Annotated in this window: 13 protein-coding genes; 6 read left to right on the top strand and 7 right to left on the bottom strand. The window is 57.1% G+C overall.

Annotation, left to right across the window (positions count from 1 at the left end; all coding sequences use genetic code 11):
• Nucleotides 1-56: 56 nt before the first annotated feature.
• Nucleotides 57-752: an aquaporin Z gene (gene aqpZ / locus KB892_RS16840; RefSeq protein ID WP_002896434.1), complete on the bottom strand. Its 696-nt coding sequence runs from the start codon at nt 750-752 to the stop codon at nt 57-59.
• A 419-nt stretch (nt 753-1171) separates the two neighbouring features.
• Here aqpZ and KB892_RS16835 point away from each other — a divergent pair, with 419 nt between their 5' ends.
• The 3 genes from KB892_RS16835 (at nt 1172) to macB (ending at nt 6029) form a co-directional block, all read left to right on the top strand.
• Nucleotides 1172-2830 (top strand): ATP-dependent endonuclease, encoded by a 1659-nt coding sequence (locus tag KB892_RS16835; RefSeq protein WP_002896437.1) that lies wholly within the window; start codon nt 1172-1174, stop codon nt 2828-2830.
• Nucleotides 2831-2976: 146 nt separating this feature from the next.
• Nucleotides 2977-4092: a macrolide transporter subunit MacA gene (macA, locus tag KB892_RS16830; RefSeq protein ID WP_002896440.1), complete on the top strand. Its 1116-nt coding sequence runs from the start codon at nt 2977-2979 to the stop codon at nt 4090-4092.
• Nucleotides 4089-6029: a macrolide ABC transporter ATP-binding protein/permease MacB gene (gene macB, locus KB892_RS16825; protein ID WP_004150848.1), complete on the top strand. Its 1941-nt coding sequence runs from the start codon at nt 4089-4091 to the stop codon at nt 6027-6029. Before macA ends, macB begins: the two co-directional genes overlap by 4 nt.
• A gap of 76 nt (nt 6030-6105) precedes the next feature.
• Here the strand turns inward: macB and cspD are convergent, their stop codons facing one another.
• Nucleotides 6106-6327, bottom strand: a complete 222-nt coding sequence (gene cspD / locus KB892_RS16820) for a cold shock-like protein CspD (protein ID WP_002896516.1) — start codon at nt 6325-6327, stop codon at nt 6106-6108.
• A 325-nt stretch (nt 6328-6652) separates the two neighbouring features.
• Here cspD and clpS point away from each other — a divergent pair, with 325 nt between their 5' ends.
• Nucleotides 6653-6970, top strand: a complete 318-nt coding sequence (gene clpS / locus KB892_RS16815) for an ATP-dependent Clp protease adapter ClpS (RefSeq protein WP_002896520.1) — start codon at nt 6653-6655, stop codon at nt 6968-6970.
• A 30-nt stretch (nt 6971-7000) separates the two neighbouring features.
• Nucleotides 7001-9280, top strand: a complete 2280-nt coding sequence (gene clpA, locus KB892_RS16810) for an ATP-dependent Clp protease ATP-binding subunit ClpA (protein WP_002896522.1) — start codon at nt 7001-7003, stop codon at nt 9278-9280.
• Nucleotides 9281-9400: 120 nt separating this feature from the next.
• Here clpA and infA read toward each other — a convergent pair whose 3' ends face one another.
• The 5 genes from infA to trxB form a co-directional block, all read right to left on the bottom strand.
• Nucleotides 9401-9619, bottom strand: coding sequence for a translation initiation factor IF-1 (infA, locus tag KB892_RS16805; protein ID WP_001040187.1), 219 nt, complete (start codon nt 9617-9619; stop codon nt 9401-9403).
• Nucleotides 9620-9972: 353 nt separating this feature from the next.
• Entirely contained in the window at nt 9973-10674 is a 702-nt protein-coding gene (aat, locus tag KB892_RS16800) for a leucyl/phenylalanyl-tRNA--protein transferase (protein WP_002898014.1), read from the bottom strand.
• 44 nt (nt 10675-10718) lie between these two features.
• Nucleotides 10719-12440, bottom strand: coding sequence for a heme ABC transporter ATP-binding protein/permease CydC (cydC, locus tag KB892_RS16795; RefSeq protein WP_004150847.1), 1722 nt, complete (start codon nt 12438-12440; stop codon nt 10719-10721).
• Entirely contained in the window at nt 12441-14207 is a 1767-nt protein-coding gene (gene cydD / locus KB892_RS16790; protein ID WP_002898017.1) for a heme ABC transporter permease/ATP-binding protein CydD, read from the bottom strand.
• A 114-nt stretch (nt 14208-14321) separates the two neighbouring features.
• Nucleotides 14322-15290 carry a thioredoxin-disulfide reductase gene (trxB, locus tag KB892_RS16785; protein ID WP_002898019.1) on the bottom strand — a complete coding sequence of 323 codons (969 nt, stop codon included), beginning with the start codon at nt 15288-15290 and terminating at the stop codon, nt 14322-14324.
• A 532-nt stretch (nt 15291-15822) separates the two neighbouring features.
• Between trxB and lrp the strand changes: the two genes are divergently transcribed.
• Nucleotides 15823-16317: a leucine-responsive transcriptional regulator Lrp gene (lrp, locus tag KB892_RS16780; RefSeq protein WP_000228469.1), complete on the top strand. Its 495-nt coding sequence runs from the start codon at nt 15823-15825 to the stop codon at nt 16315-16317.
• The last annotated feature ends 36 nt before the right edge of the window (nt 16318-16353 follow it).

Genomic DNA, 16353 nt, shown 5'->3' with positions numbered 1-16353 from the left:
CCGAGTAAAGCTGTCGCCAGAAAGAAAAAGCCCGGAGACCCGGGCTTTGAAAAGCGTTAATCGCGTTTTTCCAGCAGGGTGCGATACAGCACGCCGCCGAGGATCCCACCGACGATTGGCATGACCCAGAACAGCCACAGCTGCTGCAGCGCCCAGCCGCCCTGGAAAATTGCCACCGCGGTGCTGCGCGCCGGGTTGACCGAGGTATTGGTGACTGGAATGCTGATCAAATGGATGAGGGTCAGCGCCAGGCCGATGGCGATGGGGGCAAAGCCCGCCGGCGCATGTTTATCGGTCGCGCCATGAATAACCAGCAGGAAGCCGCAGGTCAGGACAATTTCAATGACGATAGCCGACAGCATGGAGAAGCCGCCCGGGGAGTGTTCGCCATAGCCGTTGGAGGCAAAGCCGCTGGCGGCGGCATCAAAGCCGGCTTTACCGCTGGCAACCACGTACAGCACCGCCGCGGCAATAATTCCGCCGACCACCTGAGCGATAATATAGCCAATGACCTCTTTTGCCGGAAAACGGCCGCCGGCCCACAGGCCTAAGGTGACCGCCGGGTTGAAATGCCCCCCGGAAATATGGCCGACCGCAAACGCCATGGTTAATACCGTTAAGCCAAATGCCAGCGCGACGCCGGCAAAACCAATACCCAGCTCGGGGAAAGCCGCGGCGAGCACGGCGCTACCGCAGCCGCCAAATACAAGCCAGAAGGTGCCGAAGCATTCGGCTGCTAATTTTCTGAACATAACCACCTCAATTAAATTGTTTACGCGCACGAGCGGACCGTGCCGGTCTTTATTTATCGTGATAAGGGATGACGATAAAAATAAAGCGGCGTTATTCTAGAGATAATCGCCATCCCGGAGCCAGTTAAATATATTGATATTATTTGATTTAGGGCAAGGTGAGTGGATTCCTTTTGCCAGTTTAGCCTTTCCTTTATCCATGGAAGATTATCAATAGTGTAGATCATAACGCCTGAAATAAAACTATTTTGTTTGATGAATAATCAACGGCCGGTAATAGGCGATAAGTGAGTAATTTTATGAATATATTTAATCCGCTGAATATGAGCCACGGATGCGATTAAGCAGAGTGTCATCTTGCCTCCGCCCTCGCTATACTGTTGATTACTGAAGGAGAGTGGTGGTGTAGCGGAGGGGATATGCTTCTTGAGCGCGTAGAAATCGTCGGTTTTCGCGGTATCAATCGTTTGTCGTTGATGCTGGAGCAAAATAACGTCCTGATCGGGGAGAACGCGTGGGGGAAGTCCAGTCTGCTTGATGCGCTGACCCTGCTTTTGTCGCCGGAGTTCGATCTTTATCACTTTATTCGCGATGATTTCTGGTTTCCCCCGGGCGACATCCAGGGGCGCGAACACCATTTGCATATTATCCTGACCTTACGCGAAACGGAGCCAGGCCGCCATCGGGTCCGGCGTTTCCGTCCGCTTCAGCGCTGCTGGGTGCCTTGCGATGACGGGTATCACCGGGTGTTCTATCGCCTGGAGGGCGAGCTCGCCGAAGATGACAGCGTGATGACCCTGCGGAGCTTTATCGATGGTGAAGGCGAAGCGTTGGTGCTGGAGGAGATTGATGAGCTGGCCCGACACCTGGTGCGTTTGATGCCGGTGCTGCGCCTGCGCGATGCGCGCTTTATGCGCCGCATCCATAACGGGACGGTACCGCACTCGCCGCAGATAGAGATCACCGCCCGTCAGCTGGATTTTCTCTCCCGCGAACTGGTCAGCCATCCGCAAAATTTATCGGACGGTCAGATCCGTCAGGGGCTATCGGCCATGGTGCAACTGCTTGAGCATTACTTTGCCGAGCAAAGCAGCGCTCAGACGCGGCATCGCCTGATGCGGCGGCGCTCCCATGATGAACAGCGCAGTTGGCGTTATCTGGATATTATCAACCGGATGATCGACAAGCCCGGCGGGCGCAGCCATCGGGTGATCCTGCTGGGGCTGTTTGCCACCCTCCTGCAGGCGAAAGGGACGGTGCGCCTCGATCGCGACGCGCGACCGCTGCTGTTGATTGAAGATCCCGAGACCCGTCTGCATCCGATCATGCTTTCCGTCGCCTGGCACCTGCTGAATTTGTTGCCGCTGCAGCGTGTGACCACCACCAACTCCGGAGAGCTGCTGTCCCTGACGCCGGTAGAGCAGGTCTGCCGGCTGGTGCGTGAGTCGACGCGGGTATCGGCGTGGCGGTTGGGGCCGGGCGGAATGAATGCCGAAGAGAGCCGGCGCATTGCTTTTCACATCCGCTTCAATCGCGCCTCATCGCTCTTCGCCCGCTGCTGGCTGCTGGTGGAGGGAGAGACGGAAACCTGGGTTATCAACGAACTGGCCCGGCAGTGCGGTCATCATTTTGATGCTGAAGGGGTTAAGGTGATCGAATTCGCCCAGTCCGGCCTGAAGCCATTGATCAAGTTTGCCCGCCGGATGGGGATCCAGTGGCACGTGCTGGTGGACGGCGATGAGGCGGGGAAAAAATATGCCGCGACGGTACGAGGTCTGCTTAATAACGATCGCGAGCTGGAGCGCGACCATCTGACCAGTCTGCCGGCGCTGGATATGGAACACTTTATGTATCGTCAGGGATTTGATGACGTTTATCATCGGGTGGCGCAGATCCCGGATAATGTCCCGATGAATATGCGGCGGGTGATCACCAAAGCCATCCATCGCTCATCCAAGCCGGACCTGGCGATTGAGGTGGCGATGGAGGCCGGCCGCCGTGGCGTGGACGCTGTGCCGACGCTGCTGAAGAAAATGTTCTCACGGGTGCTGTGGCTAGCCCGCGGTCGTGCCGATTAATCTCACCGCCGTCGTCATTTACGGCGGCACAAAGCTCTCCGGCAGCTAAACAAAACCTCATTGACGAGAAAAATGGGTGTCCTGTTGCCAACGGGTTTCGATAGAATCACCGCCTGGAGCGGCAGGGAAACAGCAGGAATCGGAATATGAAAGTGAAGGGAAAACGCAGGACCGTCTGGTGGCTGTTGGCGATCGTTGTGCTGGGGCTGGCTATCTGGGGATGGCGGATCCTCAATGCGCCGCTGCCGAACTACCAGACGCTGGTAGTTCGCAAAGGGGATCTCCAGCAGAGCGTGCTGGCCACCGGCAAACTGGATGCCCTGCGAAAAGTTGACGTCGGCGCCCAGGTCAGCGGACAGCTGAAAACGCTGCACGTCAATATTGGCGATAAGGTTAAAAAGGATCAGTTGCTGGGGGTTATCGATCCGGAGCAGGCGCAAAACCAGATTAAAGAGGTGGAAGCGACGCTCATGGAGCTGCGCGCCCAGCTCAATCAGGCGCGCGCGGAGAGCAAACTGGCGCAAGTGACTCTGGCCCGTCAGCAGCAGCTGGCGCAGCGCCAGCTGGTCTCGCGGCAGGACCTTGATACCGCGGCCACCGATTTGGCGGTGAAACAGGCGCAGATCGGCACTATTGAAGCGCAAATAAAGCGTAACCAGGCGACGCTCGATACGGCGAAGACCAACCTCGATTACACGCGGATCCTGGCGCCGATGGCCGGCGAAGTGACGCAAATTACCACCCTGCAGGGACAGACAGTGATCGCCGCCCAGCAGGCGCCTAACATTCTGACGCTGGCGGATCTCAGCACCATGCTGGTTAAAGCGCAGGTCTCTGAAGCGGATGTCATCCACCTCAGACCGGGGCAAAAAGCGTGGTTTACCGTGCTGGGCGACCCGCTTACCCGTTATGAAGGTAAACTGAAAGACATTCTGCCGACGCCGGAAAAAGTGAATGACGCCATCTTCTATTATGCCCGCTTCGAGGTACCGAACCCGCAGGGGATCCTGCGCCTCGACATGACCGCGCAGGTGCACATTCAGCTGGCTGAGGTGAAGAACGTGATTACTATCCCGCTGAGCGCCCTGGGCGACGCGGTAGGCGATAACCGCTACCACGTTCGACTGTTGCGCACCGGTGAGGTCAAAGAGCGTGAGGTTATCATTGGCGCCCGCAATGATACCGACGTCGCAGTGGTGCAAGGTCTGGAAGAGGGCGACGAAGTGATCGTCGGCGAGAGCGCGAGCGGGGCGGCAAAATGACGGCGCTGCTTGAGCTGCGAGATATACGTCGCAGCTATCCTTCCGGCGACGGCAGCGTTGAGGTCCTGAAGGGGATCACCCTCAGCATCCATGCGGGTGAGATGGTGGCGATCGTCGGGGCCTCCGGCTCGGGAAAATCGACGCTGATGAATATCCTTGGCTGCCTCGACAAACCCACCAGCGGCACCTATCGGGTGGCGGGAACCGATATCGCGCAGCTGGATGGCGATGCGCTGGCCCGTCTGCGGCGGGAACACTTTGGCTTTATCTTTCAACGCTACCATCTGCTGTCCCATCTGACCGCCGCGCAGAATGTCGAAGTGCCGGCGGTGTATGCCGGCAGTGAACGGCGCGCGCGCCTGGCGCGCGCTCATGAGCTGCTGGTGCGGCTGGGGCTGGGCGAGCGCGCCGACTATCAACCGTCACAGTTGTCTGGCGGTCAGCAGCAGCGGGTCAGTATCGCCCGCGCCCTGATGAATGGCGGGGAGGTGATCCTCGCTGATGAACCGACCGGCGCGCTGGACAGCCATTCCGGCGAAGAGGTAATGGCGATCCTGCACCAGCTAAAAGCGCAGGGGCACACGGTCATCATTGTGACCCACGATCCGCAGGTCGCCGCTCAGGCGGAGCGGATCGTCGAGATCCGCGATGGCGAGATCGTCCGCAACCCGCCCGCCAGCCGCCAGGGCGGCGGACTGCGCGCCCGTCCGCAGGCGGAGCCTTCGGCGTGGCGTCAGTTTACCAGCGGCTTTCGCGAAGCGCTGGTGATGGCCTGGCGAGCGATGGCGGCGAATAAAATGCGTACCCTGCTGACCATGCTCGGCATTATTATCGGTATTGCCTCGGTGGTGTCGATCGTGGTGGTGGGGGATGCCGCCAAGCAGATGGTGCTGGCGGATATTCGCGCCATCGGCACCAATACCATTGATGTGTATCCTGGTAAGGATTTTGGCGACGACGACCCGCGCTATCAGCAGGCGCTGAAGTATGACGATTTGCTGGCGATCCAGAAGCAGCCGTGGGTGCGCTCCGCCACGCCGGCGGTTTCAAAAAGCCTGCGCCTGCGCGCCAACAATATTGACGTTGCCGCCAGTGCGGAGGGGGTCGGTCCACAGTATTTTAATGTCTACGGCATGACCTTTAGCGAAGGCAATACCTTCAATGAACTGCAGCTCAACAGTCGGGCACAGGTGGTAGTGCTCGACAGCAATACCCGTCGGCAGCTGTTTCCCAATAAAGCGAAAGTGGTGGGAGAGGTGATTCTGGTGGGCAATATGCCGGCCACGGTGATTGGCGTTGCGGATGAAAAACAGTCGATGTTCGGCAGCAGCAAAATTCTCCGCGTCTGGTTGCCCTACACCACCATGGCGGGAAGAGTAATGGGCCAGTCGTGGCTGAACTCCATCACTGTGCGCGTTCATGAAGGCTACGACAGTGAAACCGCAGAGAAACAGCTGCTGCGTCTGCTGGAGCTGCGGCATGGTAAAAAAGATGTATTCACCTGGAATATGGACAGCGTCTTGAAAACCGCCGAAAGGACCACACATACCTTACAGCTGTTCCTGACATTGGTGGCGGTGATTGCCCTGGTGGTCGGCGGGATTGGCGTAATGAATATTATGCTGGTGTCGGTGACCGAACGAACCCGGGAGATCGGCATCCGCATGGCGGTTGGCGCCCGGGCCAGCGATGTGCTGCAGCAGTTTCTCATTGAAGCGGTGCTGGTTTGCCTGGTCGGTGGCGCGCTGGGCGTAGCATTGTCGCTGATGATCGCCTTTATTTTACAGCTGTTTCTCCCCGGCTGGGAGATTGGTTTTTCTCCGCTGGCGCTGCTGACGGCGTTTCTCTGTTCGACGCTGACCGGGGTGCTGTTTGGTTGGCTGCCTGCGCGCAACGCGGCGCGGCTCGATCCGGTGGATGCCCTGGCGCGAGAATAGGCGGGGCGAGAAATAAAAATGCCAGTCAGAAGGACTGGCATTTTATTAGCAGGATGTACACAATGAAGCAAAAGAGTTATGCAGCCGTTTCCGCTTCCACAGGGACGATCACGCTGGCGTGATTGCCTTTTGGCCCCTGGTGAACATCAAACCGAACGGCTTGTCCGGCTTTTAGCGTTCTGTAACCATCCATCTGGATGGTGGAGTAATGGGCGAAAATGTCTTCGCCGCCGCCCTCAGGGCAGATAAAACCGAACCCTTTGGCATTGTTGAACCACTTAACAGTACCCATTTCCATACTTCGACATCCTTCGTAAATCTTTATTAGTAAGATGGAATGAACCGGTGGTGGAGTGACGAGTTGTTCAATTGCTCGCCAACTCTCGCCACTACAATTTAGAGAAATACGAAAACGCGTCAAGCGATTGAGGAGGGGGAACGGCGAAAAATGCGTCAAAATTTGAAGCAGTTAACGCTATTGCCGGGGAATGTGACAGCCGTCGCGGATAGAAGCGATAGATGATAGTTATCTATGATCTATTGTAGATTTGTGATGAGCATAACCTCTGGTCATCGACAGGCCTCCGCCTGTTGGCAACAGCAACCGATGATGAACACTGACGATGAGTAAGAGAGATTGGCTGGACTTCGAGCACCTGGTTGACGACGAAGTTCGTGATGCGATTAAACCGCCATCTATGTATAAAGTGATATTGGTCAATGATGACTACACTCCGATGGAGTTTGTTATTGACGTGTTACAAAAATTCTTTTCTTATGATGTTGAACGTGCAACGCAACTGATGCTCACGGTTCACTATGAAGGTAAGGCGATTTGTGGCGTGTTTACCGCGGAAGTGGCGGAGACCAAAGTCGCTATGGTGAATCAGTACGCGAGGGAGAACGAGCATCCATTGCTGTGTACGCTGGAAAAAGCCTGAATACAGGCATGAAAATTGGGGGAGGTGCCTATGCTCAATCAAGAACTGGAACTCAGTTTAAATATGGCTTTCGCCAGAGCGCGCGAGCACCGTCATGAGTTTATGACCGTCGAGCACTTGCTGCTGGCTCTGCTAAGCAACCCCTCGGCCCGTGAGGCCCTGGAAGCGTGTTCAGTGGACCTGGTGGCATTGCGTCAGGAACTTGAAGCCTTCATCGAACAAACCACACCCGTTCTGCCAGCCACGGAAGAAGAGCGCGACACCCAGCCGACGCTAAGCTTCCAGCGTGTGCTGCAGCGCGCCGTCTTCCACGTACAATCTTCTGGCCGCAGCGAAGTGACCGGCGCCAACGTGCTGGTGGCGATTTTCAGCGAGCAGGAGTCGCAGGCCGCCTACCTGCTGCGTAAACATGAAGTGAGCCGTCTTGATGTGGTGAACTTCATTTCTCATGGTACACGCAAAGACGAGCCGAGCCAGTCTTCCGATAACAGCGGAAGCCAGCCTGGCAATGAAGAGCAAGCCGGCGGGGAGGAACGTATGGAAAACTTCACCACCAACCTCAATCAGCTTGCTCGCGTCGGCGGCATTGATCCCCTGATCGGCCGTGAAAAAGAGCTGGAGCGCGCGATTCAGGTCCTGTGCCGTCGGCGGAAAAATAACCCGCTGCTGGTGGGGGAATCCGGCGTCGGTAAAACCGCGATCGCCGAAGGCCTTGCCTGGCGTATTGTGCAGGGCGATGTGCCGGAAGTGATGGCCGACTGCACTATCTACTCGCTCGACATTGGCTCTTTGCTGGCAGGGACCAAATATCGTGGCGATTTTGAAAAACGCTTCAAAGCGTTGCTCAAACAGCTGGAGCAGGATACCAACAGCATCCTGTTTATTGATGAAATCCACACCATTATCGGTGCGGGGGCGGCGTCTGGCGGCCAGGTCGATGCTGCTAACCTGATCAAACCGCTGCTTTCCAGCGGCAAGATCCGGGTGATCGGCTCCACCACTTACCAGGAGTTCAGCAACATCTTTGAAAAAGATCGTGCGCTGGCCCGCCGTTTCCAGAAGATCGATATTACCGAACCGTCGGTGGAAGAGACGGTCCAGATTATCAACGGCCTGAAGCCGAAGTACGAAGCGCACCATGATGTGCGTTATACCGCCAAAGCGGTGCGTGCGGCGGTAGAACTGGCGGTGAAATACATTAACGATCGTCATCTGCCGGATAAGGCGATTGACGTCATTGACGAAGCGGGCGCGCGGGCGCGCTTAATGCCGGTCAGCAAGCGTAAGAAAACGGTTAACGTGGCGGATATCGAATCAGTGGTGGCGCGCATTGCGCGGATCCCTGAGAAGAGCGTCTCCCGCAGCGATCGCGACACGCTGAAAAACCTGGGCGACCGTCTGAAAATGCTGGTCTTTGGACAGGATAAAGCCATCGAGGCGCTGACCGAGGCTATTAAAATGGCGCGCGCCGGGCTGGGCCATGAGCACAAGCCGGTGGGATCGTTCCTGTTCGCCGGGCCGACCGGGGTCGGGAAAACCGAAGTGACCGTCCAGCTGGCGAAGGCGTTGGGTATTGAGCTGCTGCGCTTTGACATGTCCGAATATATGGAACGTCATACCGTCAGCCGTTTGATCGGGGCGCCTCCAGGCTACGTCGGCTTCGATCAGGGCGGGCTGCTGACCGATGCGGTGATTAAACATCCGCACGCGGTATTGCTGCTTGATGAGATCGAAAAAGCGCATCCGGACGTGTTCAACCTGCTGCTGCAGGTGATGGATAACGGGACGCTGACCGATAATAACGGCCGTAAAGCGGACTTCCGCAACGTGGTGCTGGTGATGACCACCAACGCCGGGGTGCGGGAAACCGAGCGTAAATCGATTGGCCTTATTCAGCAGGACAACAGTCCGGATGCGATGGATGAGATCAAAAAGATCTTTACGCCGGAGTTCCGTAACCGCCTCGACAACATCATCTGGTTCGATCATTTGTCTACCACGGTGATCCATCAGGTTGTCGACAAGTTTATCGTCGAGCTGCAGGTCCAGCTGGACCAGAAAGGCGTCTCCCTGGAAGTGAGTCAGGAAGCGCGCGACTGGCTGGCGACGAAAGGCTACGATCGGGCGATGGGGGCACGTCCAATGGGACGCGTCATTCAGGACAACCTGAAAAAACCGCTGGCGAACGAGCTGCTGTTTGGCTCGCTGGTCGACGGTGGTCAGGTCACTGTCTCTCTGGACAGCGACAAAAATACGCTGACTTACGACTTCCAGAGCGCGCCGAAGCACAAACCGGAAGCGGCCCACTAAGGCGATATCTTCAATGTAAAAAAACCGGCCAGGGGCCGGTTTTTTTTTGCTGACGGCAGAAATGAAAAGACCGGGAATTATCCCGGCCTTCAGCATCTGACGCCTTAGGGGCGAAAACAATCAGCGACTACGGAAGACAATGCGGCCTTTGCTCAGGTCGTACGGGGTCAGCTCAACAGTCACTTTGTCGCCCGTCAGAATGCGGATGTAGTTTTTACGCATTTTACCGGAGATATGCGCGGTTACCACGTGACCGTTTTCCAGTTCTACGCGGAACATAGTGTTAGGCAACGTTTCAAGTACGGTGCCCTGCATTTCAATATTGTCTTCTTTGGCCATCTAGTCCTCTGGGGTATCACTACCGTAGTTTTGAACCGGCAAGATAATGCCGAAGTTCATCATGTAAGTAAAGTTTTACGTATCTACCCTGAATCATTCACCTTGCCGCAAGGCGCATAGTCAGCGCAGCGGCTACGGAAATATGACGGGTATGAATCGCCGAAGTAGTTTTGGCGCATTGCCCGGGACACACACGGCCATGCCGCGTGACAGGCGCAAACGTAAAGGGGAGTGACAGAACGATGGGCGTTATCTGACTCTTATTATTCCCAAACGGCGGCGGGGCAACAGGCAGAAGCTACTCTACCGCGCAATTATACCATCCTGACGCAAAATGTGCTGAAAACATTTTATTATCCGCCAGGAAATAGCACCCGCGGCACCCAAAATCGCTCGGGCAGTCGGTAGCCGCGTAATACCGACAGATAGTCCAGATAATCGCGGCGGGGAATATCCACTGCGCCTAATGACGCGGTATGGTTGTTCAGTACCTGACAGTCAATTAATTTACCGCCGCTGTGCGCAAAGTCCTGGCAAAATACCAGCAGCGCGGTTTTGGAGGCATTTTCCGCCCGGCTAAACATCGATTCGCCGCAAAACAGCGCTCCCTGCGCTACGCCGTACATTCCTCCCACCAGGGTATTCTCCTGCCAGACTTCAATGGAGTGGGCATGACCCAGCTCATGCAGCTGGTGATAGGCGCGAACGATACTGCTGGTTATCCAGGTGCCTTCGTCACGATCGCTGGCGCAGCCCTCAATCACTTCGCCAAAGGCGTGGTTGAGCGTGACCCGGTAGGGCGAACGCTGATGAAAGCGCTTCATGCTGCGGCTGAGATGGAATTGCTCTGGCCAAAGTACCGCCCGGGGGTCGGGCGACCACCAGAGGATCGGGTCGCCAGGGGAAAACCAGGGAAAAATACCACGCTGATAGGCCATCAGCAGCCGCGCGGGGCTCAGATCGCCGCCGAGCGCCAGCAGGCCATTAGGTTCTCGCAAGGCGCCTTCCGGAGAGGGGAAGGCGATAGAGTGCCGGGAGAGCTGAACCAGACGCATTTTAACCTCAATACGCATCAGCAAAAATTAGATAATAGAATAGCCTACAGACGCTGTTTAAACTGGAAGTACCGGCCCTGTTTAGCGAGCAGCTCCGCGTGACTACCTTGCTCAATTATCTGGCCGTTGTCCATGACTATTATCTGATTAAAACCCGCCAGGCCCCGCAGGCGATGGGTCACCATCAGCACGGTTTTGTCGCGCATGACATCTGCCAACAGATGCAGGATCTGGCTTTCGGTGGCCGCATCCAGACCTTCTGTCGGTTCATCGAGCAGCATCAGCGGCGCATCGTGGAGCAGCGCGCGGGCAATGGCCAGTCGGCGCAGTTCGCCGCCGGAGAGCTGACGCCCGCCTTCGCCCAGCCAGCCGTTAAGACCACCATCTTGCAGCAGTTTTTCGAGGCCCACCTTCTCAAGGGTAGCGCTGAGATGAGCGTCATCCGCTTCAGGCGCCGCCAGCAGCAGGTTGTCGCGCAGGGTGGCGCTGAACAGGTGCACGCGCTGCGGCACTACGCTCATTGCCTGCCGCAGAGTGGCTTCGCTGAGGCCGGAGAGCGGCTGATTGTTGAGCAGAATCTCTCCCTGTGACGGGTCCCAGGCGCGGGTAAGCAACTGCAACAGCGTCGATTTTCCGCAGCCGGTCCGGCCAAGAATGGCGATGTGCTCTCCGGCGGCAATCTGCAGGGAAATATTCTCCAGGGCAGGGGAGGGCTGCTGAGGATAGCGGAAGGTGACCTCCCGAAGCGTTAGGGCCACCTGCGCTGGCGGACTGGCTTCATCTTCGACAAAGGTGACCTCCGGCTGCTGGTCGGTAATCTGCGAGATCCGCCGCGCGGAGGCCATCACCTGGCCTAAATGCTGGAAAGCGCCAGTGACTGGCGCCAGGGCTTCAAAAGCCGCCAGCGCGCAGAATACGAATAGCGCGATCAGCGCCCCGGGCTGACTATTGCCGCCGACGCCGTCTGAGGCCAGCCAGAGCATGGCCACCACGGCGATGCCACCGATTAACAGCATTACCGCCTGCGAAAGCGCGGTCAGCTCGGCCTGGCGCCGCTGTGCATCCTGCCAGCTGAGCTCGGTCTTTTCCATTTGTGCGCGGTAGCGGTCGCTGGCGTTAAATACCATCAGCTCCGCCTGACCCTGCAGCCAGGCGGTGAGCTGTTGGCGATACTGGCCGCGCAGCTGCGTCATACTTTCGCCGGCTGGCTTACCTGCGCGATAGAACAGCGGCGGCATAACCAGCAGGGTCGCCAGCATGATACCGCCGAGCGTCAGCGCGAGGGTGACGTCGAGCAGACTTAATCCGCAGGTGACGACCACAATCACCACCAGCGCGCCGACCAGCGGCGAAATGACCCGCAGGTAGAGATGATCCAGGGTGTCAACGTCGGCTACCACCCGGTTGAGCAGCTCACCCTGGCGAAAGCGCGCCAGCCCCGCCGGAGAGAGGGGGAGCAGTTTGCTGAAGGTGAAAACGCGCAGGTGCTGCAGCACGCGAAAGGTAGCGTCGTGGCTGACCAGGCGCTCAAAGTAGCGCCCGGCGGTACGGATAATTGCCGCGCCGCGAACGCCCGCGGCAGGCAGCATATAGTTAAAACTGTAGATCCCGGCGACGCCCACCACCGCTGAGGCGGAGAGGAACCAGCCGGAGAGTGTCAGCAGGCCGATGCTGGCCAGCAGGGTCACAATGGCCAGCACGACGCCAAGCAGCAGCATCCATTTATGGCGTTTATAGAGCGCCAGATAGGGTAAAAGTGCGCGCATTTAAATCTCCTCCTGACGATGGGCCAGCAGCGCCGAGAAGACCCCACCAGCACGGGCCAGCGTGGCGTAGTCGCCTTGTTCGATAATCTGTCCGTCCTGCATCACCCAGACGTCGTCCCAGTCGGCCAGCCCCTCAAGCTGATGGGTGACCAGCAGCGTGGTTTGCTCACTGGAGGCGTGGGTCAGGGCCTGCATGACTCGCTGTTCGCTATGGGCGTCAAGGCTGGCGGCAGGTTCATCCAGCAGCAGCAGGCGGCACGGCACCAACAGCGCGCGGGCGACCGCGATACGCTGCGCCTGGCCTACCGACAGACGCCCCGCCTGATCGCCTACGGCGGTATGGATCCCCTGCGGCAGCAGGGCGATAAACTCGCTGACCCAGGCCTTGTCCAGCGCCAGCCTAAGCTGTGCTTCGCTAGCTTCGGGCCACGCCAGCAGCACGTTTTCCCGCAGCGTGGCGGCAGGCAACTGCGGATTCTGTCCTACCCAGCTCAGCAGGCGGCGCCAGCGCTCAGCGTCCAGCTCGCGCAGCTCTACGCCGTTGACCATCAGCGACCCCTCATAGGGCAGAAAGCCGAGCAGTGTATTCAGCAAAGAGCTTTTCCCGGATCCGCTCTGGCCGACCAGCACCACGCGAGCGCCGGCGGGCAGCGCAAAATTAAGCGGCCCCGCCAGAACTTTACCTTCCGGAGATTTGATCACCAGGTCGCGCGCTTCCACGCTAATCAGATCGTTGTCATTTAACGTTTTCTCGCCACGCTCTACCTGGGTCAGCGGCGTTTCCATAAACGTTTTCAGGCTGTCTGCGGCGCCCACGGCCTGAGCTTTGGCATGGTAGAAGGTACCCAGGTCACGTAACGGCTGGAAAAATTCCGGGGCGAGGATCAGCGTCAGGAATCCCGCCATCAGCGTGACGCCCGCGCCATAGTGGCCGAAGTTCAGCTCGCCAAGGTAAGAAAAGCCAAAATACACCGCTACCAGCGCAATGGAGAGGGAGGTGAAAAACTCCAGAACCCCGGAGGAGAGGAAGGCCAGACGCAGGACTTCCATGGTGCGTTGGCGAAAATCCTGCGAGGCGTCGCGAATATTATCGGTTTCTGCCTGACCGCGATGAAAAATACGCAGGGTTTCCATGCCGCGCAGGCGGTCGAGGAAGTGGCCGCTGAGGCGGGCCAGCGCCTGGAAGTTACGCCGGTTGGCGTCGGCGGCGCCCATCCCGACCAGCGCCATGAAAAGCGGGATCAGCGGGGCGGTGCCGAGAAGGATTAGCGCGGCGGCCCAGTTAATCGGAAAAATAGTAATAACGATCAGCAGCGGTACGCAGGCCGCCAGCGTCATCTGGGGCAGGTAGCGGGCATAATAGTCGTGCATGTCGTCGATTTGCTCAAGAATAAGCGTTGCCCAGCTGCCGGCCGGTTTGCCCTGGATCCACGCCGGGCCTGCCTGCTGGAGGCGGTCAAGAACCTGGCGGCGAATTTCATAGCGAATATGCTGCCCGGCCTGAAAGCCGACCCGCTCACGCAGCCAGACCACCCAGGCGCGTAGTACAAAGATCAGCACCAGCAGCGTGAGCGGCAGCAGCAGGGCGGTCGCTGGAATATTCTCCATCACCATCCGGTGCAGGATCCGCGCCAGGAACCAGGCCTGCGCCACGATCAGCAGACCGCTCGCCACGCCAAGCAGGCGGGAAATCATCAACCAGCGACGGGAGATAATGCTTTGCTGTTTTAACCAGCGGGTTAACTCTTGTTGACGGGTTTTATTCATTGCGCGCTTTGCAGGTGTCGTTATCGGAGTATTGGGCACGGCAATGTTACATCGCAGCAAAAATAAAGGCGACTTTTCGTCGCCTTCTTTACCTTTGTTACTGACTTGTAAAGATTATTTGCAAGCGTCAGCCAAACCGTCGAGGTAACGCTCCGCGTCCAGCGCCGCCATGCAGCCGGTGCCCGCAGAAGTGATGGCCTGACGATAGATATGGTCCATGACATCGCCGGCGGCGAACACGCCCGGGATGCTGGTCTGGGTCGCATTGCCGTGGATACCGGACTGCACTTTGATGTAGCCGTTCTCCAGCTCCAGCTGGCCCTCAAAGATGGCGGTGTTCGGGCTGTGGCCGATGGCGACAAATAAACCAGCCACTTCCAGGGACTCGACATTGTCGCTGTTTTTGGTATCGCGCAGGCGCAGGCCGCTGACGCCCATCTGGTCGCCGGTCACCTCTTCGAGGGTACGATCGGTATGCAGCACGATGTTGCCGCTTGCCACTTTATCCATCAGGCGTTTGATGAGGATTTTTTCCGCACGGAAGGAATCGCGACGGTGGATCAGGTGTACCTCAGAGGCGATATTCGACAGATACAGAGCCTCTTCCACTGCGGTGTTGCCGCCGCCGATCACCGCCACTTTCTGGTTGCGATAGAAGAATCCGTCGCAGGTAGCGCACGCGGAAACGCCGCGGCCTTTGAAGGCTTCTTCGGAAGGCAGGCCCAGGTAACGGGCGGAAGCGCCGGTGGCGATGATCAGCGCGTCACAGGTGTACTCGCCGCTGTCGCCTGTCAGACGGAACGGGCGGTTTTGCAAATCGACGCGGCTGATATGGTCGAAAATGATCTCGGTTTCAAATTTTGCGGCATGCTCGTGCATGCGCTCCATCAGCAGCGGACCGGTGAGATCGTTCGGATCGCCTGGCCAGTTTTCCACTTCCGTCGTGGTGGTCAGCTGACCGCCTTTTTCCATCCCGGTGATCAGCACCGGCTGCAGGTTGGCGCGTGCGGCATAGACCGCCGCGGTGTATCCCGCAGGTCCAGAACCAAGGATAAGCAGTTTACTGTGTTTGGCTGTGCCCATGAGATCCCCATAATAATTGGCATACATTGGGCTGGGATTGTAGGGAATTTGTTGTCGTAAAAAAAGAGCACAGCGATTTTGTTAACGATGTGTGCAATAGAAGCTGCCAATGAATTGGTGATTTTCCCGGCAAGGAATATAACTATTTCTACTGTCGGCGGGACAATTATAAGACGAAAAAATGAGAATCAACCAGGGCGGATGATGAATATCTGGCATCTTGTACTAAAAATCGATGTTTTGCTTTGACAATCACCTGTGCTTTTGCGAAAACATTCAAGGAAGAAGAAAAGCAGTATTTAGCGTGCGGCGAATTTTCATGCACGCAAATGCCATTTTTATCCGGGTTAACGAAATCTACGCATGGTGTGGACAGACGCCATGCGTGATGTCGGTGACTGCCGTCAGGCAACGGGCTTCTCACGTACCCCTGGGTTACCCAATGTCGTACGGGTGATAACAGGATGGGCTCTGGCAGTGAAGGCTCAGAGCCGGAACAGGAGTAGGGAAGGAATACAGAGAGACAATAATAATGGTAGATAGCAAGAAGCGCCCTGGCAAAGATCTCGACCGCATTGATCGTAACATCCTGAATGAATTGCAAAAAGATGGGCGAATTTCTAACGTCGAGCTTTCTAAACGGGTGGGACTTTCTCCGACGCCTTGCCTTGAGCGTGTGCGTCGTCTTGAAAGACAGGGTTTTATTCAGGGCTATACGGCGCTGCTCAACCCGCATTATCTGGATGCATCACTTCTGGTATTTGTTGAGATTACTCTGAATCGTGGCGCACCGGATGTGTTTGAGCAATTTAACGCCGCAGTACAAAAACTTGAAGAAATTCAAGAGTGTCATCTGGTTTCCGGTGATTTCGACTATCTGTTGAAAACCCGTGTACCGGATATGTCAGCGTATCGTAAATTACTGGGCGAGACCTTGCTGCGCCTGCCGGGCGTTAACGACACCCGTACCTACGTGGTAATGGAAGAAGTCAAGCAAAGTAATCGTCTGGTTATTAAGACGCGCTAACACGGAACAGGTGCAAACTCGACGTAGTTTGATTAC

This window comes from Klebsiella sp. P1927 (genome assembly GCF_018204675.1).
GTDB lineage: Bacteria > Pseudomonadota > Gammaproteobacteria > Enterobacterales > Enterobacteriaceae > Klebsiella > Klebsiella pneumoniae.
This window is presented reverse-complemented; position numbering and strand designations above follow the sequence as displayed.

Coding starts and splice junctions, on each gene's coding strand:
- aat (WP_002898014.1), bottom strand. CDS start 10,674: ATGCGTCTGGTTCAGCTCTCCCGGCACTCTATCGCCTTCCCCTCTCCG.
- clpA (WP_002896522.1), top strand. CDS start 7,001: ATGCTCAATCAAGAACTGGAACTCAGTTTAAATATGGCTTTCGCCAGA.
- clpS (WP_002896520.1), top strand. CDS start 6,653: ATGAGTAAGAGAGATTGGCTGGACTTCGAGCACCTGGTTGACGACGAA.
- aqpZ (WP_002896434.1), bottom strand. CDS start 752: ATGTTCAGAAAATTAGCAGCCGAATGCTTCGGCACCTTCTGGCTTGTA.
- cydD (WP_002898017.1), bottom strand. CDS start 14,207: ATGAATAAAACCCGTCAACAAGAGTTAACCCGCTGGTTAAAACAGCAA.
- cydC (WP_004150847.1), bottom strand. CDS start 12,440: ATGCGCGCACTTTTACCCTATCTGGCGCTCTATAAACGCCATAAATGG.
- cspD (WP_002896516.1), bottom strand. CDS start 6,327: ATGGAAATGGGTACTGTTAAGTGGTTCAACAATGCCAAAGGGTTCGGT.
- infA (WP_001040187.1), bottom strand. CDS start 9,619: ATGGCCAAAGAAGACAATATTGAAATGCAGGGCACCGTACTTGAAACG.
- lrp (WP_000228469.1), top strand. CDS start 15,823: ATGGTAGATAGCAAGAAGCGCCCTGGCAAAGATCTCGACCGCATTGAT.
- KB892_RS16835 (WP_002896437.1), top strand. CDS start 1,172: ATGCTTCTTGAGCGCGTAGAAATCGTCGGTTTTCGCGGTATCAATCGT.
- trxB (WP_002898019.1), bottom strand. CDS start 15,290: ATGGGCACAGCCAAACACAGTAAACTGCTTATCCTTGGTTCTGGACCT.
- macB (WP_004150848.1), top strand. CDS start 4,089: ATGACGGCGCTGCTTGAGCTGCGAGATATACGTCGCAGCTATCCTTCC.
- macA (WP_002896440.1), top strand. CDS start 2,977: ATGAAAGTGAAGGGAAAACGCAGGACCGTCTGGTGGCTGTTGGCGATC.